The organism is Capnocytophaga endodontalis (assembly GCF_002209445.1).
Taxonomy (GTDB): Bacteria; Bacteroidota; Bacteroidia; order Flavobacteriales; family Flavobacteriaceae; genus Capnocytophaga; species Capnocytophaga periodontitidis.
In genome coordinates this window covers 3200775-3217773 of sequence record NZ_CP022022.1, presented here as the reverse complement: position 1 = coordinate 3217773, position 16999 = coordinate 3200775, and the positions used below count along the sequence as shown (strand labels likewise).

13 protein-coding genes are annotated in these 16999 nt (G+C 31.6%); 11 read left to right on the top strand and 2 right to left on the bottom strand.

Annotation, left to right across the window (positions count from 1 at the left end):
* Positions 1 to 23: 23 nt before the first annotated feature.
* The 11 genes from CBG49_RS14585 to CBG49_RS14535 all read left to right on the top strand — a co-directional run bounded on the left by CBG49_RS14585 (position 24) and on the right by CBG49_RS14535 (position 14870).
* Positions 24 to 581: a hypothetical protein gene (locus CBG49_RS14585; protein ID WP_088594451.1), complete on the top strand. Its 558-nt coding sequence runs from the start codon at positions 24 to 26 to the stop codon at positions 579 to 581.
* Positions 554 to 1291 (top strand): hypothetical protein, encoded by a 738-nt coding sequence (locus CBG49_RS14580; RefSeq protein WP_227002883.1) that lies wholly within the window; start codon positions 554 to 556, stop codon positions 1289 to 1291. Before CBG49_RS14585 ends, CBG49_RS14580 begins: the two co-directional genes overlap by 28 nt.
* 102 nt (positions 1292 to 1393) lie before the next feature.
* On the top strand, positions 1394 to 3319 hold the full coding sequence (locus CBG49_RS14575; protein WP_088595058.1) for a type VI secretion system Vgr family protein: 1926 nt from the start codon (positions 1394 to 1396) through the stop codon (positions 3317 to 3319).
* A gap of 11 nt (positions 3320 to 3330) precedes the next feature.
* Complete coding sequence (locus CBG49_RS14570; protein WP_088595057.1) at positions 3331 to 4290, top strand: tlde1 domain-containing protein; 960 nt, start codon at positions 3331 to 3333, stop codon at positions 4288 to 4290.
* 556 nt (positions 4291 to 4846) lie between these two features.
* Positions 4847 to 6499 (top strand): DUF3289 family protein, encoded by a 1653-nt coding sequence (locus tag CBG49_RS14565; RefSeq protein ID WP_088595056.1) that lies wholly within the window; start codon positions 4847 to 4849, stop codon positions 6497 to 6499.
* Between the two features lie 3 nt (positions 6500 to 6502).
* Positions 6503 to 6952: a hypothetical protein gene (locus CBG49_RS14560; protein WP_088595055.1), complete on the top strand. Its 450-nt coding sequence runs from the start codon at positions 6503 to 6505 to the stop codon at positions 6950 to 6952.
* Positions 6945 to 7754 (top strand): hypothetical protein, encoded by an 810-nt coding sequence (locus CBG49_RS14555; protein WP_088595054.1) that lies wholly within the window; start codon positions 6945 to 6947, stop codon positions 7752 to 7754. The genes CBG49_RS14560 and CBG49_RS14555 overlap by 8 nt, the downstream gene beginning before the upstream one ends.
* A 5-nt stretch (positions 7755 to 7759) precedes the next feature.
* A complete protein-coding gene (locus tag CBG49_RS14550) occupies positions 7760 to 12187 on the top strand; it encodes a PAAR-like protein (RefSeq protein ID WP_088595053.1) in 4428 nt (1475 codons plus the stop codon).
* A 317-nt stretch (positions 12188 to 12504) separates the two neighbouring features.
* Positions 12505 to 13152 carry a hypothetical protein gene (locus tag CBG49_RS14545; RefSeq protein WP_088595052.1) on the top strand — a complete coding sequence of 216 codons (648 nt, stop codon included), beginning with the start codon at positions 12505 to 12507 and terminating at the stop codon, positions 13150 to 13152.
* 20 nt (positions 13153 to 13172) lie between these two features.
* On the top strand, positions 13173 to 13742 hold the full coding sequence (locus CBG49_RS14540; RefSeq protein ID WP_157668409.1) for a hypothetical protein: 570 nt from the start codon (positions 13173 to 13175) through the stop codon (positions 13740 to 13742).
* A 3-nt stretch (positions 13743 to 13745) separates the two neighbouring features.
* Positions 13746 to 14870 carry an ankyrin repeat domain-containing protein gene (locus CBG49_RS14535; protein ID WP_088595050.1) on the top strand — a complete coding sequence of 375 codons (1125 nt, stop codon included), beginning with the start codon at positions 13746 to 13748 and terminating at the stop codon, positions 14868 to 14870.
* Between the two features lie 73 nt (positions 14871 to 14943).
* On the opposite strand, the gene CBG49_RS14530 is transcribed toward CBG49_RS14535, so the two are convergent.
* A complete protein-coding gene (locus tag CBG49_RS14530) occupies positions 14944 to 16278 on the bottom strand; it encodes a replicative DNA helicase (RefSeq protein WP_088595049.1) in 1335 nt (444 codons plus the stop codon).
* Complete coding sequence (locus tag CBG49_RS14525) at positions 16271 to 16999, bottom strand: transcriptional regulator (RefSeq protein WP_088595048.1); 729 nt, start codon at positions 16997 to 16999, stop codon at positions 16271 to 16273. Before CBG49_RS14525 ends, CBG49_RS14530 begins: the two co-directional genes overlap by 8 nt.

Sequence of the window (16999 nt, the reverse complement as noted above, 5' to 3'; positions counted from 1 at the left end):
TAACTATAAAAGACAAATTGGATATGTTAAAAATATATTTACTTTCATTCATAAGTTTTATATGCTTTTCTTCTATCACTTTTGCTCAAGAAGAAAAAAAGCAAGATAGCTTGCAAATCATCTCAAAGAACCCCAAAGAGCCTGTTACTATCAATTGCAAGATAGTACAAGGTCATAAAAAACTAAAAGGAAGACATTTTGCAAGTGCACAACCTTTATATTTGCGTGCTAATAAAGATACACTCACTTATGGAGTGTTTCAGTTTGGCAGAAGAGGAAAAGATTTATTCCTATATGTCAAAATATTAGACGAATCTGTTTGCTTGAAAAAAGAAGAAAATTTTGATATGTTCTTTGCTTCAGGAGAAAAGATGACCCTAAAAAATCAATTTCCCATCAATTGTGAAGGAGCTTTTGCACATAAGTTAAATGCCAAAGAAATAGATGAAATTATTTTTAAAGAACTAACGAAAATCAGTATCTATACCTATTATAAAAATTATGAGTTTTTGATAAGTCCTAAACAAAGCGATGATATCATTACCCTAATACAATGTCTAAGAAGGTACAAGGTGAAATAATAAAAAATACTATGCCACTACCTGAAATAAAACTAACACTGCGATATGAAGACCGCTATCTGTCAGAAAAATGGAATGATAGAGATGCCGATAAAGTAGTGGTACGTACCGATACCCATTTTCAAAAACACACCATCAGTCTCCTCATTTCAGAACAATCCATAGGAAGTGTACAACTAAAAATAGACGACCATTGGGTGGAACTTCCTACCTACAAACTTACGGTTACAGACGACAAAACTGAAGAAATAAAGACTTTTCAGGTTACTCGTGACTTCCTTACCTTTAAAAAAGAAACTACCCAAAAGAGCTTTTTTTCATTCTTAGGCATCAAACGCTTTGATAAAACCACTTTCTTGTATGAAAATATAGCCTTTGAACCTGAAAAAGACAGTATAGAGAGTTTCGAGCTATCGCATTATCGCAAATTGTCCAACGATTCTTTGTCCTATCAGTTTCAAAGTGGAGATAAAAAACTCCTTATCTATGCAGGGAGCTTAGAAGACTTTACAAAACCTACAGATATAGATAGTTACTTTATCATTGTAGATAGTAATGACGGACAAAGTTTTATAGGAGATATTTCCTATCGAGAAAAAATGCTAAAGCTCACCCCTAAAGTAACACTCCAAGTTATCAAACGCACAAAAATAGCCAAAGAATTCTCTTTTGATAACAAAGGAAAAGTACAGAAACTCATTTATTTGTAAACTCCTAATCTCCTAAAATTCAAAAGATTTTTTATTCAAAAACTTGTTTTTTCAAAAAAACTTCCGTACATTTGTCCGCAGCAATACAAAAGCTAACTAGCAATGAAAAATAATAATAACAACACCTCATCAGTCCCAGGTCGTGTAAACGACCCCAAAACCTTTGCAAAATTTGCTTCGGTGAAAAGTTTTCAAGATTTTTTGAAAGATAAAGATAATCCTGTAGTGATGATTACCCTTTCCCTCAAAGGAGAAGGTTTTTTAGATAGAGCTACTTTTTCTTTACAACTTTCCCAACACACCAATGCCCACGACGAATTTACCATCGTAGTAAACGATACAGCTATCGACGACTTCACAGGGCAAGTGATGAAAAACTCCAAAAATCTTCTGGGAGAGAATATAACCATTCATTTCCATCATCGCGGAAACATTGTACAGTCATTCAAAGGCATTATAGCCAATATTCGTAACCGCAAAGACGAAGGAGGCGGACACGGCAGGCTCTATATCTCTGGCTATGCACCAAGTATCATTTTAGAAAATGGCAAAGACTGTCAGTCGTATGAGAACAAAACCCTTCCTGAAATCATTGCTGAAGCCACGACTGAATATCCACAAGAAGCCAAGGTAAATACCGAAGGAATGATCAATACCAAGTATAAAATTCCTTATGCGGTACAATACAAAGAATCCGATTATCGCTTTATCAGTAGGTTAGCCCGTCGTTATGGCGAGTTTTTCTACTACAATGGCACCCAGCTCATTTTTAGCAACGAAGCACAGAACACAGTAGAGCTTTTTGAAGGAGATGATATGATCGATGTAGAGTTTGAACTAATGATCAAGCCTCAAAACTTCACCTATTTGTCCTATGATGCCGAAACAGCAGGTACAGAACAAAAAAAGACTCAAGAGGTACGAGTGCAGGACAAAGTGAATCCTTTTCAGTTTGCTGCTATCAAAGCCTCAAACAAAGTCTTTACCAAAGTACCCGAGATGCCCTATGTAGCCATACCCGAACAGTTCAGAGGTGATTATTTAAAAGATGTAGTACGCCGAGAGAAAGAAAGCCGTGAACAGCTGATGCAAGTGCGAGGCAAAAGTCGCAACCCACACGTGCGCATCGGAGGCTTTGTAAAACTCAAAGACATCAATCGCAAGCCAATGGAAACCTACCGAGTGATAGATATCAAACACTATCAATCAGGTCAAGACTACTACAACGAGTTTATCGCTATTCCTGATGTATATATCGCTTACTATTACGATGAAGAAGCTCTTCCGAGAGCCGAACAGCAAATAGCCAGAGTAGTGGACAACAACGACCCTAAGGGCTTAGGACGCGTGCGCGTACAATTTATTTGGCAAGTAGCCAAGAAATTACAAACCCCTTGGATACGCGTAGTACAACCCCACGCAGGAGCCGACAAAGGCTTTTACTTCATCCCCGAAGTAGGCGAAGAAGTATTAGTTGATTTTGAAGACCAAAATGCCGAACGCCCTTATGTAATAGGCAGCAACTACAACGGTAAGGAGTTTAGTAAATACCACACAACAGGCAACGACAAGAAAGTGATACACACCCGCTCAGGTACTAAAATCATTCTCAATGATGCCGAAGGTAGTGTGTTTATAGAAGACCCCAGTGGCAACACTTACCTAATGGACGGACAAGGAAATATCAATGTAAGTGCTCCAAAAGATATTACTTTCAAAGCGGGCGGAGATATTAATATAAATGCAAATAAAAACATATTTTCAACAGCTTCTTTAAACATTGTTAGCAATGCAGGGGTGAATATGGTAGATATAGCAGGTAAAGATATTTCTCAATCTGCTTCTGGTGATATACGAGAAGACTCTAATGTAAGAGGTGAAATCTCTAAAAACGAAAGAAGCATACAAGCTAAGAAGAGCGACTCTCATTCCGATAAAATAACCGTAGTGAGCACCAAGCAAAATATGATTTTACAAAGTGAAAAATCTGTAAAATCTAATAGCGGCGAACAAGGTAGTTCACATTAAAAAGTAAAGCTATGGGAATTTTTAAAAAGGCAAATAATATATATATTACCGTTCGTGATACTTATACCTCTATAAGCGGCTCTTCTTATGAAGAAGCCGAAGAGGTAATTATTGAAGCAACCAATGGTGATTTAGAGCTTGTTAGTCAGAAAAAAGTGGTGATGCAGGGATTAGGGAAAGGGAAAGGTGATGATAAAAACAACAAGACTCAACTTTTAGTAACAAAAGTAGAAGGAAAAAATAGTGCTAATCCTTATGAAAAAGTAACTTACAAAGTAACTAAATATAATCAAGATAAAGTCTCTGAAAATGACAAAAAACGTATACAATGGGCAATGAAAATTGACGGAGAAAAGCAACTTTTAAAAGAAAAAGGCGATACATTAGAGCTGACTATAAAAGAAGAATGGACAGGAAAAGAGATTATTGTGATGTCTTTTTTGAAAAAAGCTACGGAGAAGGTGAGTGTAAAAGTTAAAGTTTTAGAAGAAACACTTTCTTTATACTTCAATGGAAAATTCCTTATATTTAAGGTAATAGAAAAAGACAAAATACTAAAATTTTCATATAAAGCCGTATCAGGTCGCGCATTAAAGAATGGAAAATTTGATTATAGCAAAGAAAGACAAAAAATGAAAAGTGAAGGACCTTTGCCTGAAGGAGAATATTATATCAATCCACAGGAAATACAATATTCAGAAAATAGAACTAAAATTGATAAGCTAAAGGGACGTATTGGAAGAGGAACTATGCCAGGAGGAGAATATTCCTGGGGAAAAGGTCGTATATGGATAAAACCTTCAGAAGTTTATATAGATGGAATACTTAGAAATAACTTTTCTATACATGGAGGAAGAGAAGAAGGGAGTGCGGGTTGTATTGATTTGACAAATAATGATGTTGATTTCTTTAGAAAGATAGAACAATATAGAAAAGAAAGTACAAAAATAAAACTATTTGTAAAATATTAAAGAAATGAATTTATTTATAAAAATATTTCAATATATAATAATACTAATTTATTTAATTCTTATTGTAGTTCTCTTAATAGATATTTACGATATAGCTACAAATGTACAAAAATATCCACTAAATTGTAATTCTTGGTCTTATTGTTCTGTAAAAAATTATATAATAACAAACGTATTCTTTATATTGTTTTTTACATTAAGTGTTTGTCTTTATTTCATAAAAAATAAATTCTTATTTAACTTGAGTTTCTTAATATTTGTCTTATATATTTTGTTTTTTTTAGAAAGAAATTGGTGATATTTATCTATACTCTAAATATAAAGAGAAATTTTCATATATAATACGAGTAGCAAATTTATCGGGAAGTAGTGATGCAAAGGTTAAATACACTGAGGTAGCAAAACTGAGTGATATTCTCAAAAAAAAATACAAAAAACAACTACAGGATAAAGTATTAAAGTATTGTTTGCTAAGTTAGAAGAAAAATCTAAAAACCTTTAGAAATAAAAAATCTAAGAAACAACTTAAAAATAACATCACTCAAAAAACTTATTTATGGCAGTAGAATATGGCAAATGGCAAAAAATAGAGCGAGAAGATTCAAAAAAGAATCCTCCCGCAAGTATTTTTTTTATGAAAGGATGGTGGACAAACCATAGAGATGAGCCCATTAAGAGGGCTATCTATGGGCAAAAACTTCGTTTTCATATTCAAATGAATAAAAACTTTGCTCAGGTGGGGGATGTTGTTTATTTTGGACTATATGATTGTGATAGATTTGCTTTTGGCAAAGACACTGTAAAAAAAGATGATGACCATATTCCTTTGGAGTATGAAGAAACAAAGAAGCCTTATGAATGGGCAAAAGTAGATAAAAACTATAAAGTTGTTTTAGAATTTCGTCTAACAACTGATTTAATGGCTAATTGGTCAAAATTAGATCAAGATGGAGTATTTGAACTTTATTTTCGTTGTTCTTACAATAACAGAGGAAAAAAAGAACATTGTGCTTTGCCTTTCGATAAGGAAGATTATCTACGTTTAGGAACGATTGTAATAGATCGTTATAAGATGCCTGGTTTGAACCCAGAAGGAACTGGAATAGCTGAAGATATGGCTTATGGTTTTGGCCGTCCTAATTCCGAGAGTAAACAAATATACACACAAGATGAAATTACTCAATACATAAAAGAATATACAGAAGGAGGGTTTGACATAAACTCTCATTATCAGTTTGCTAATATTGAAAATGAATTAGAAGGAGTAACTGTCGTTGGTAAAAATGAAAAAAAAGAGTCTTTTTTGGAAAAAATATCGAATCATGTGAAAGAATTTCAGGAGATTAGCAAAAAAGCAAATAAAAAAGCTATTTATTCAAAGGAAGAATGTTATCTAGCTAAGTTTGATTGGAAAGAAAAAATACCTTTTACAGATAAAAGTATAACAATAGAAAAAGATCATTCATCAGGAGAAGATATTAAAAAATTTAATGAAGAGAACTCTCCAATAACAGGAAAATTTAGGGATGACAACTATTTATTTTGGGATTTTAGAGAAACAGCAAAATTATACTTTGCGGAAGGAGAATTAGAAGGTAATTTAGATCGAATGATTGATAAATTTAAAAATAATGAAGGTGGGATTTATGAAGACAGAATTCTAACTAAACATATAGTAGAACATTCTAATACAACAGATTTTTGTATTTTAGTTGAAGATTATATTGCTGAACAACTAAAAAATAATTTAAAAAATCTTCAAATATTAGAAGATAAAGAACCTTATTTTGAAATTGGGCATCAAAAATTTTTTAATAAAAGTAAAGGGGAAAGAAACAAACTATTTTCTAAGCCTGCCTATTCTTATAATAAAGGATTAAGGGAAGCTTCAAAAGGATTAACAATTTCTTTGAATGACATTTGGGCATCTGAAATTATTTTAAAAGAGATTATTTTTGAAAATGAAATAATTTATTCGGCTAAATATGAAGTGATTTTGTGGGATCACTTTGGATTGGATTTTCCAGATATTCAAAAAAAATTTATTGCTTATCCATCTATTAAGGAAGTTTTTATATGTTGGATGGTTCTTCAGCATTTAAGAGGATATAAGCCCTTTATTACTAAAATTTCATTTGAAAAAACATTTACAGAAAGTTTACAAGTAGGAAGTAAGGAAAGAAAGAATAGAAGATTGGAAAAAGAATAAAAGATGAAAAAAAATTACTTTTATATATTGTTGTTGGCAGGAGTATTAATTCTTTCTTGCAAGAATAAGAATACCGTTTTTTTTTATTCTAAAGAAATGAATTTGATTTTAATTAAAAACTTGCCAAAAGATATTTCTATTCTAAAAATAGAAATAAAGAAGTATTTGATAGAAAGAAAAGTAAGGTATGCTCAAATTTATGAATATTCGTCAAATACAAAGTATTTTTTAGAAAATATAGAAGATGATGGAGGTCCCACAAGTATGTATTTTTTATCTAATTATCAAAAAAAGGAAGGCATAGCTCTTTTTGATGTAAAAGAATATGAAAATGATTCAATTCAAGAGATAGGAATAATAAGATATTATGAAAAATATGGGGATTTTTACACTCCTGATACTATATATATAAAGTATAAACAAGGTGACAAAATAATTTATTATAATGAATAATTACATTAATACACCTCATTTATTCCCAACCGCTACTTATGCCGTTGAAGATGTACTTACATTAAAAATAGGAGAACAAGAATATAACACTACTCTTACCTATAATATCTTTGTAAAGACAGAGAAAAAGCCTACTTATGATGTGGTGATTGAGAGAAGTCAGTTTTTAGTAAATGGGGAGGAAATAGATACTAAATTCTTATCTATATCACATAAATATATGGAAGCCATCTTCCCTCTGAAATGCAAGGGCAAGGACTATGAGCTTTTTGTAACTAACATCTCTGAAATACAACAACGAATAAAACAAGTAGATAATGAACTCTTAGCAACGTATGAAGGAGAAGGATTAGAACATATCCGCTCACATTTTTTTAAAGCAACAGATACTCAAGAAAAACTAAGAGAGTTCATAAAACAGTTACATATTGTAAAAGCATTGAGCTTTAGCATACGCAAGTTTGCTCCTGATACTCATTATCCTTTGCAATGGAATATCCTCCCCATAGGATTGTCTTTTTGGAAAGGGGCAATAGAAAAAAGAGCAGAAAGCAACCAAATATATTATGAACCCAAAATAGCAAATGCACAAGAGATGATGGATAAAGTAATCACATATATCCATAAACAAGAATACTATGTAGAAATTGAGCAAGAAAATGTACCAATGTATGCTAACTTTGTACACCAAACAGATTATACAGGCAAAACAGGAAGAATAAAGTATTCAGAAACCAATGTAACTATTGAAGTTGAAAATATTTTTCTATACGACCAAAAACTAACGCTAACAAAAAAATAAGGATTATGCAAGAGCAATCAAAATACACAGTAAAAAGTAAAGATACTTTTGTTTCTATAGCTAAACAAATAGGCTTAAAAGACCCAATGAAACTTAAAGAGTATCATAATGAGCGTGCCGACTTCAATAGTCAGGTAGGTAATGAGTTGCACCCTAACATAACCCTATTGATGCCTTCTTCTGAAGAGGTAAGAGAACTTAATGAGGAAAAACCATTCAAAGATGAAGTAAAACAAGAACAACGAGAGGAAGAGCAAAAACAGCAAGAAGAAAAAGAGAAAGAAGCCGCTGCCGAACAACAAAAACAAGAAGGAAAGAGTGAACACGATGGGCAATATTATGTGGTAAATGGGGCTAAGTGTATTTGTAATAAAGCTGAAAATCCTAACCAACAGGCTACTTTGCAAGTAACTTCTCATAAAACAATTGTCTTTAATGAGCAATCTGATAAATATGTAGCAACAGAAGATGATAAAACTTTTATTCCAGCTGCGATGACTTTTGGAAAATGTACTTTAAAACCTTCTTCTTCTGGGAATTTACCTTGCTCACCACAATTTGCACCTAAATGGGGCAAAACTTATGATGGTACAAAAGTATTAGACAAAAATACACTTACTAAAATTTCAGAATTGCAATGTATGATAGGAGGTAAGATAACTATTGCGAAACACGGACAAACAGACAGCGTGTTATTGCAACATTCTGAAAATACTACCCCATTGGAAGTAAGTGCTGTAAACCCCACTATAGAGATGCCTAAGAAGGAACCAGCTCTCCCTTCAGTAGACAGCATTACTCTTACTAAAATTTCAGGAAGATCCCCTTTCTCAACTCAGAAGTCAGACAAAAAGATACCACTCATTTATTTGCGAAAAGGAGAAGAGGTTTCGTTTAAAGCTTCTGTAAAAAAAGGAAATTCGGATCTGGTTTCTTGGATGATTTACAAAGGTTTTAAAGGAGAAAAGAAGAGTGAGTTATTAGAAAAACAACAAATAGGAGTTGAATTTAGCCACAAATTTGAAGAATATGGAGATTTCCGTATTGAAGGTTTCGGGACTCCTAAAAATTCTGAGAAGTATAAATCTTATGATGATTGCTCTATAAATTTGCGCGTAATAGAGAATACGATAACCTCTGTAAAATGTTTGCAAGAAGGTGAAACAGCTGAGAAAGACACTAAAAATAATTGGGTGTTTAAAAAAGACGCTTCACTTACTTTTAAAGCGAATTTTTACATAGAACCTACTGAAGAAGAACTCTCATCTCTGAAAATGACAGTATTAGATGAAAGAGGAAGTATATTAAATGATTTTTCACAAAAAGGAAATAGCATTACTTTTGTTCCTGAAAATAAAGGAACTGTATATACTATCCAAGTAGAGTACACAACCTCTTCAGGAAAAAAAGTGCAAGAAAAACTTAAAGGAAAATGCGCTTTAAATAGTGTTATATCTATTTCTCCTACTAATAATGCTTCTGAAATTAGACCTAATGAAGAAATTACCATTAATGTTACAAAAATGAGGTTTAGTGATAACTCAGAAGATCTTGCCAATATAAAATGGGCTCTTAATGGAAAAGTAGTACAAGAAGGTGGAAGAACATACAAATTTAGTAATGATAAAGAAGGGATATACTATATAGAGGCTTTTAGCTTAAAATCTAACTCTTTAACAAAACCCGATGAAAAAGATACTTGGAAACTTACAATAACAGAAAATGAAGTTAAAGATATTTCAGCAGAGGGAATGCCAAGAGTAGGAAAACCTTTTACTCTTACAGCAAAAACTATATTCCCCGATCTCTCAGATAAAGATCTAAAAAATTTAAAATGGGATATTCCTTTTAGCTATATAGATGAAAATGGTATTGAGCATAAACCTTTTGAGAAACATTTCCAAATAAAAGGAATGGGGCTCGGCTCCCCAAAAGATCCAAGAACAAAGATAATTATACCTTCAGTTGAAGGTGAGTTTGAAGTTACTTGTAGTATTAATAAAAAAACAATAAAGAATAAAATTAATATTGTCCGTCCTACAATTTCTTCACCTCATTGGATAGACAAAGATGGAAGTAGTGGTAATATCTTAGCAACAGCAGGATATGACCAAGAAATGTATGCTTATATAAAACATTTAGGGTTAGATGGAGAAGAAGTTGTTGTAGAAGTATATGATGCTAAAGATAAAAAGAACCCCATTTTTACCTCTGAAAAAATAACAGTTCCAGTAGGTAGTAAAGAATTTACTTTCCATTACTCAGTAAAAAAAGTGTTTAAAGGAAAAACAGAGGAAGAGAAAAAGGAGGAAGACAGAAATAGAAAGGATTTCCAAATATTTTTCAAAGTAAAACCTATTGATAATAAACTCCTTAAAGAATCTTTAAATGAAGAATTTGAAAATAATCTCCTTACAATTACAAATAAAGGGGATATAGTAGAAGCCTATTTCTGTAATTCAGATGACACTGAAAAACGAAAATTTATAGAATCTGGAAAAGTTGCACATTTAAAGATATATGCAACTAATATGAAAAACAGAGAAGTTGAAGTATTGTTTTTTACAAGAGATAAATTTCATTATCCTAAAAATACAACGCAGAATGAACTAACTTGGAAACTTTGGAGTGAAATTAAGACCCATAACATAAAAGGGGAACCATTCCATTCTACTAAGGGAAAAATAAATGATAAAGGAGAGCTTTTAGTAGAGTTAGACACTTCTAAATACAAATGGATCAAAGAAGATATAATTGCTGTATTTAAGATTAAAGGAAAAGAAGGCAACGAAAAAGGAGCTTATATAAAAGAATGGTATTCTTTAATATTACATTCTTATCCTCAGCTAACTAAATTAGCAGAAAATAAAGCCACTGTGAAAGTTGGTGGGCTCTTAGGCATAGGAAAAGTTGAAAGAGTTGAACTAGAGGAAGAAGGACATTCTTGCCCGAGATGTACAGCACCCGTTACTGTAGCACAACTACGAGAACTTTTCCCAGATGTAGAAGAAAAAAGATTAAAAACTGTAGCCGATACTTATACAAAATATATGAAAGAGCTACAAATGGATACTTGTTGGAATAAAGCGCACTTCTTCGCCCAAGTAGCAATCGAAACAGGATTTAAATTGCATATAAAAAAGGGAGAAAATATGAATTACAAATCAGAAGAAGATTTGTATGAAAAATTTCCTAGTAGATTCTTTAAAGGAAAATGGGTTAAGGATAAATCGGGAGAGAAATGGGTTTCAGATAAAGATCCAAAAGCAGAATTCCGTGATAAAGAAAATCATGTTTTCAAAAGTAAAGAGTTATCCCTAAAAGCAAGTGAATTAATTAAAAGTACTCCTCGAGATCAAAATATTGCTAATTTTGTATATGGTAATAGGTATGGCAATGGAAATGAAGCTTCTGGAGATGGTTGGCGATTTAGAGGAAGTGGTCTGATACAACTAACTTTTAAAGATAACTTTAAAATGGTAAATAACAAAATTGAAAAACTATGGGGAAAAAGTATTTTAACAGATAGTGGTGCAGAAGAAGTTCGTAAGGAACTTGAATTGGCAGTTCTTACATCTATGGGATATTTTGCAGCTAGAGAAGCCAATAGAAAAGCTAATGGGGCTAGTAGTGATCAACAAATTAAAGAAGTGTGTCTAAAAGTAGGAAATGATGTTGATATAAAAATAAACAATCGTAAAACTAAAAACCATGAAGAAAAAAAACGCTTCTTTAAAGATAAAAGTTCTAAAACTTTTAAAACAAATGAGTGCTTATGGAGAAAAGGAGGTAATGGTAAATGGTATGATCCAGTAGAAAACCCGAGACTCACAAAATATAATTGGTCAGGAAATATAAAACCTTCAAGTGCAACTTATGGTTGGTGTCGCAGAAATCCTAATGGAACTAAAAAATACCATTCAGGACTTGATTTATTCGCCATCCCTGCAAAAGATAAAGTTTTTGCTTGTTTAAAAGGTAATATTCATCAGGTAAAATATTCTGAAAGTGCAGGATGGATAATACGGATAAAAGTTCAAAATGTTAAAGACTTGCTCGAACAAGAAAAGCAAGTAAATTATACTCCTCAATATACTGATGAGTTAAAGGGTATTGATATAAAAGAAACTGATGATGTATTTTTCATATATATGCATTTGCATAGCGTGTTTTTTACTGAAGAAGATGCGAAAAATAAAAAAGAAGTTGATACAGGAACTCCTTTGGGATATGCAGGTGTTTCAGGATCTATTGCAAATAAAGGAAGAGCACCTCATCTACATTTAGAGATAGCCACTGTTCTAGATGCTTATGGGAAAGGTGAAACTGTTCGAACAAATCCTGCAAGATTTATAAAACTTAATTCTTATGATACAAAAGATCAAGATGATGCTGCAAAAAACAAACATTGTCATGATGGACCTGTAAAGTAAAAGTTTCTAAAAATCAGTAATTTTTTGTTTGAAAAAAGAACACTAATTTAGATAAAGATACAATAAATAAATAGATTATTCCTTTTTTAGTGTAGGAAAGAGAGGTTTTAAAAGTAATTTTGATTCAGCTTCAATATTTTTATTGATACTCAATAGGATTACAAGCTAACGGTTAGCTTGATGGATATAAAGGTTTGATAATGAGATATGAATATCTTGGTGTAACTTGGTTAGGAATATTCTTATTAGGTTTCATTTGTAAGTTTCTCAAAAAAATTAAACTTGTTTTGGTAGATTCAAGTCATAAAAAATAAACTATGAAAAAAATAATTTCTCTATTCATTATATTTTTGATTTTTTCTTGTAAGGGAAAAAATCAAAATGAGATTAATATTGATTCTCATCGTTCACAAATTATTGATACTTCATCACAGATGAAAAAGCAGACTCTTTTTAGAAGAGAAGATGATTTAATCGATACTAGAATATCCCTCAATTTAGATTGTCTTTATGAAGAAAATTGTAAATCAACTCTCTTAGACACTTTGTTTAAGGAAAAAGATGCTACTTATTTTATTGCAGATTATGCAGGAGGTACAGATTGTACCGATTATTATTTTCATATTTTAAGTCTTTTTAAATCTTCAAAATTAAAAAAAGTATATCTTTTACTTTTTGATAAAGATAATTTTTTGAGAGATACCTTATCTTTATCAGATAAAGAAGTTTCTTTAGAAGTTTCCTTTGAAAATAATGAAAAAGGAATTGCACTTGGATATATTGATGATACAAATTTACATAATGTCTATTTTGAAATTACCAATTTTTATAAAATAACTAATAGAATCAAATTTCAATCATTAAAATTGGATACAAAAATTAAAAAATGTTCTCTCCCTTTAAAATTTCTTTCGGAAGAATATGTTGGAATAGAAGATTATTTTAAATATGGTGTAAAGAAGTAAAAAGAAATAAATAAATAACTATGAAGCTAAGAGAGATTATATGTTTTTTTATTGTATTTTTTGTGTCATACTTCAATAGTTTTACTCAAAATTATTTAAAAATCAATAAAGGAAATATTTACTTTAGTGATGTGAATGAATTTGAATCTATTGATGATAATGTTTTTAAATTTGATAATATTCAATTAATAACTGATGCTAATAATTGTTTTACTTTAAAAAAGAAAGGTATTAAAATTGCTGATATTCCTTTAGATATAGAATATGAAGGGCCTGGATATAATATATACAATTTTAGCAATAAAGGAAATAAAAATCTGAGGGTAATTCTCATTGAGGCTTCTGCTGATATAGGAGTAGCTTGGTACTTTTTTATTTTTATGGAAGGGGATAAAATTATAAAAAAGAATTACATAAAAGAACCTCGGCACAATTCTGATTTTATTACTATCAAAGACTTTTTAAAGATTTCATATTCTAATAAAACTTTAACTTTTAGATTTGTAAAGAAGTATATTGCTAAATATTCAAAAATACCTAAAACTATAAAAAAAGATAATACATATATGTACGTTTTTATTCATATTTGAAAAATGAAAACAACCTTTCTCATATTATATTCATTTCTGTTGTTAAGCACTTGTCAACAACAGCAAGTTCAGTATAACAATAGTGTAGCCACCACTACAGTTACTGAAACCGTGGAAGAAGATACTTCTAATATAGATGATTTTTGCTTTAATGAAGATGGTTTTCAATACACTCAATTGGGGTTAGCTTGCAAAAAAGGTGATTTAGAAGCCGTGAAAACACTTCTTGCCAAAGGTGCTGATAGAGATTTCGCAAAACAAAAAGGAGAGGAAAAATTCGATTCTTTTTTGGTATCTCTTGAAAGTGGCAACTTGCCCTTGGTAAAATATATTTTTGAAGATGTTTATAAAGAACATTTAGGACTTGATGATGATTATCAGCTACCAGGAAGTTCATATATTCTCCAATCAAGTCCTCTTATCATAGCTTGTAAATCCAACAGCCTACCAGTAGTAAGTTATTTATTACAAAAAGGAGCTTCTACAGAATGTGTACCTCTGCCTTATCCTAAAGAATACTTTCGGGAATCACCTCTGTTGATAGCGTATGAAAAGAACAATTACGAAATGGCTAAAGTACTCATCAAAGCAAATGCCGATTTAAGTGATCCTGATAGAACAGATAGGTATTCTCTTGCTGATGTATTTGTTAAAAGAGGAGGTAAATGGCAAGATTTAGTATTTGGAGATAATAGCATAGATAAAATCGTCTATTCAAAGAAAAAGGATTTAAATGGTGATGGTATAGACGACTCCATACTCATCTACCAACCTAAAAATAACTTAAATGGTGGATCTTATTTTGTAACGAGAATAAGGCTTAGTGAAAAAGGCACTTTTAAAGAGTTTATAAACGATGTGTTGTTATATAGTGCCTATAAAGAATCTAACGATGGTTCTGATACTGAAGCAAAGGGTTTTATGGGGATTACTTTTGAGGGCAATACTTTTACAATAAAAGAAAACTATTCCTCAATACCTGTGTTATTTAGGTATACTACTTTTGCTATTGACCCAGAAACGAATAACATATTAGCTGTCAAAAGAATATATGTAGATAAAAATGGTGAGGAACAGAGAGTAGATAATTTAAACAATACCCCTTTCGAAGAATATAACAGAGAATAAAACTAATTTGTTTGCCATTACACAAAAAAGTACCTCACTCTTTGTGCTACTACTTTCATCGTATTAAAATGCTCTACATTAGGCTAATTTCCTTTTTTAAATCTCTAAACTTTGAAGTAGCCATACTCACAACACAACGCTCAGAGAGAATGCCCCCGTGTCGGTTCTTGGAAATGATAATTTCTACCTCATTTTTGGTACTTTCATTGTTGTATTCCTTATCCCAATGGTCAATTCCGTAATATTCAGGACGATAGAGGAATACCACTTCATCGGCATCTTGTTCAATAGCGCCAGAGTCTCTTAGGTCAGAAAGAAAAGGGCGTTTATCGGCGCGTTGTTCTACATTTCGCGACAGCTGAGAAAGAGCAATCACAGGGATATTGAGCTCTTTTGCAAGTCCTTTTAAACTCCGAGAAATAAAGGAAATCTCCTGCTCTCTATTTCCTGCTTTGGGATAGGTAATAAGCTGTAGATAGTCAACAAACAATATGTTGATATGATAGCGAAGAGCCATTGACTTTGCCTTTATTTTAAGATTTTCAATTGAAATAGACGAAGTGTCATCTATATGTATTTTCATTTGGGTAAGATTGTCTTTCAGAGAGATATAGCGATACACTTCCTCGTCTTTAAGTCCTTTGCGAAGAATGGAAGAATTAGGAATATCAGTATAATTAGTAATAATTTTAGAGGCAATTTGCTCTGCCGACATTTCCAACGAAAATACCCCTACCGAATATCCTTGAGCTACCATATCTACAATTTGTTGTACTAAAAAAGTAGTTTTACCCATACCAGGGCGACCTGCAACAATGGTAAGATTAGATTTCTGCCAACCTCCAAATACTTTATTGATAATAGTTAGAGAACTTTGTAATCCTGTGAGCTTCCCTTGATGAATACTCTCGAAATTCTTTTGTACAGCCTCTACTAATTCTGGAAACTCACGCGTTTGACGGTTATTTTCAATAAACTTATCAATAAAAAGGTTATTAAAGCATTCAAAAGCCTTATCTCGTATGTCGAATATATCATTCTCTTTCTTTTGAGCCATACTGAGAAGTAGGGAGAATTTATTGATAAAGTCACGTTTTACAGAGGCTTGCACCAAAAGCATTATATGGTACTCTATATTAGCAGATGAAATCGCAAAATTAGCCAAATCAATACAGTAAGCTGTGTATGAATTTAGCTTCTTCTTCTCAAATTCTTTACCTAATAATACCAAGTCTACCGAACCATATTTTTTCCAAACTTGTGCGATAGTTTCATAGATTGTTTGATGTTGTGATGCAGAAAAAAGATAAACACTCAGCATATTATAGTATTGCGCAATGAGTTGGGACTCACTCACAAGATTGCCAAGTACGTATTTTTCTATATCTATATCGATGTTTTCATTCATTGTAAGTAGATTTAGGTCTGTTTATTTTTGGAACATTAAAGATATTTTTATTGTTTGACCTTAGATAAGGTATAGTGTTTTTAAGAGTTTGTTTCCAATTTACAATAGGTTTGTTATACCCACTTACCCAGCCATCATCTTTCCAAGTTTCATATTTTATTTTTAAGTGTACATCTAATCCTTCTTCATAAATATCTAACGTTTTAGCATAGTTCATAAATTCTTCAAAAGAAGGAATATTAGAAGGTGTTTTAGGAACTTGTTTTTCTTTAGTCTTAGGAATCAAAGAAGGAAAAACAACAGGTGTAGTAGGAGGTGTTATTTGCACTGAGTGTGATATAGCTTCTTGAACTGGAGACATAACTGAAATAACTTGTGTTATAGCTTTCTTAGATACAGTTTTTTCTTTTTCTGCAACTAAAATTACTTCTTTACCTTTACGAATAACATAGTCAGGAATGATTTTGTATAATGTGGGAAAACCTTTAGTTATTTGATAGTTGATAAGTCCTAAATCTCTTAGTATTTTTCTGTTACTTATAATGGTGTTTCGATTAATTTTGAGTTTACTTGAAATATCATAATCAGATATTTCAAAATCCTCTCTATTATTTTTATCCCAAGATTCTAATAAGAAAAAATACGTACAAGTAATAGTAGAGCTTTGAGGGAATTCCTCATTCATACTCCAATACTTTTTTATTAGTTCAAGATATTCCAT

What these genes read in the sequence shown, in the direction of transcription:
- CBG49_RS14585 (WP_088594451.1), top strand. Translation starts at nt 24, where the DNA reads ATGTTAAAAATATATTTACTTTCATTCATAAGTTTTATATGCTTTTCT.
- CBG49_RS14580 (WP_227002883.1), top strand. Translation starts at nt 554, where the DNA reads ATGTCTAAGAAGGTACAAGGTGAAATAATAAAAAATACTATGCCACTA.
- CBG49_RS14575 (WP_088595058.1), top strand. Translation starts at nt 1,394, where the DNA reads ATGAAAAATAATAATAACAACACCTCATCAGTCCCAGGTCGTGTAAAC.
- CBG49_RS14570 (WP_088595057.1), top strand. Translation starts at nt 3,331, where the DNA reads ATGGGAATTTTTAAAAAGGCAAATAATATATATATTACCGTTCGTGAT.
- CBG49_RS14565 (WP_088595056.1), top strand. Translation starts at nt 4,847, where the DNA reads ATGGCAGTAGAATATGGCAAATGGCAAAAAATAGAGCGAGAAGATTCA.
- CBG49_RS14560 (WP_088595055.1), top strand. Translation starts at nt 6,503, where the DNA reads ATGAAAAAAAATTACTTTTATATATTGTTGTTGGCAGGAGTATTAATT.
- CBG49_RS14555 (WP_088595054.1), top strand. Translation starts at nt 6,945, where the DNA reads ATGAATAATTACATTAATACACCTCATTTATTCCCAACCGCTACTTAT.
- CBG49_RS14550 (WP_088595053.1), top strand. Translation starts at nt 7,760, where the DNA reads ATGCAAGAGCAATCAAAATACACAGTAAAAAGTAAAGATACTTTTGTT.
- CBG49_RS14545 (WP_088595052.1), top strand. Translation starts at nt 12,505, where the DNA reads ATGAAAAAAATAATTTCTCTATTCATTATATTTTTGATTTTTTCTTGT.
- CBG49_RS14540 (WP_157668409.1), top strand. Translation starts at nt 13,173, where the DNA reads ATGAAGCTAAGAGAGATTATATGTTTTTTTATTGTATTTTTTGTGTCA.
- CBG49_RS14535 (WP_088595050.1), top strand. Translation starts at nt 13,746, where the DNA reads ATGAAAACAACCTTTCTCATATTATATTCATTTCTGTTGTTAAGCACT.
- CBG49_RS14530 (WP_088595049.1), bottom strand. Translation starts at nt 16,278, where the DNA reads ATGAATGAAAACATCGATATAGATATAGAAAAATACGTACTTGGCAAT.
- CBG49_RS14525 (WP_088595048.1), bottom strand. Translation starts at nt 16,999, where the DNA reads ATGGAATATCTTGAACTAATAAAAAAGTATTGGAGTATGAATGAGGAA.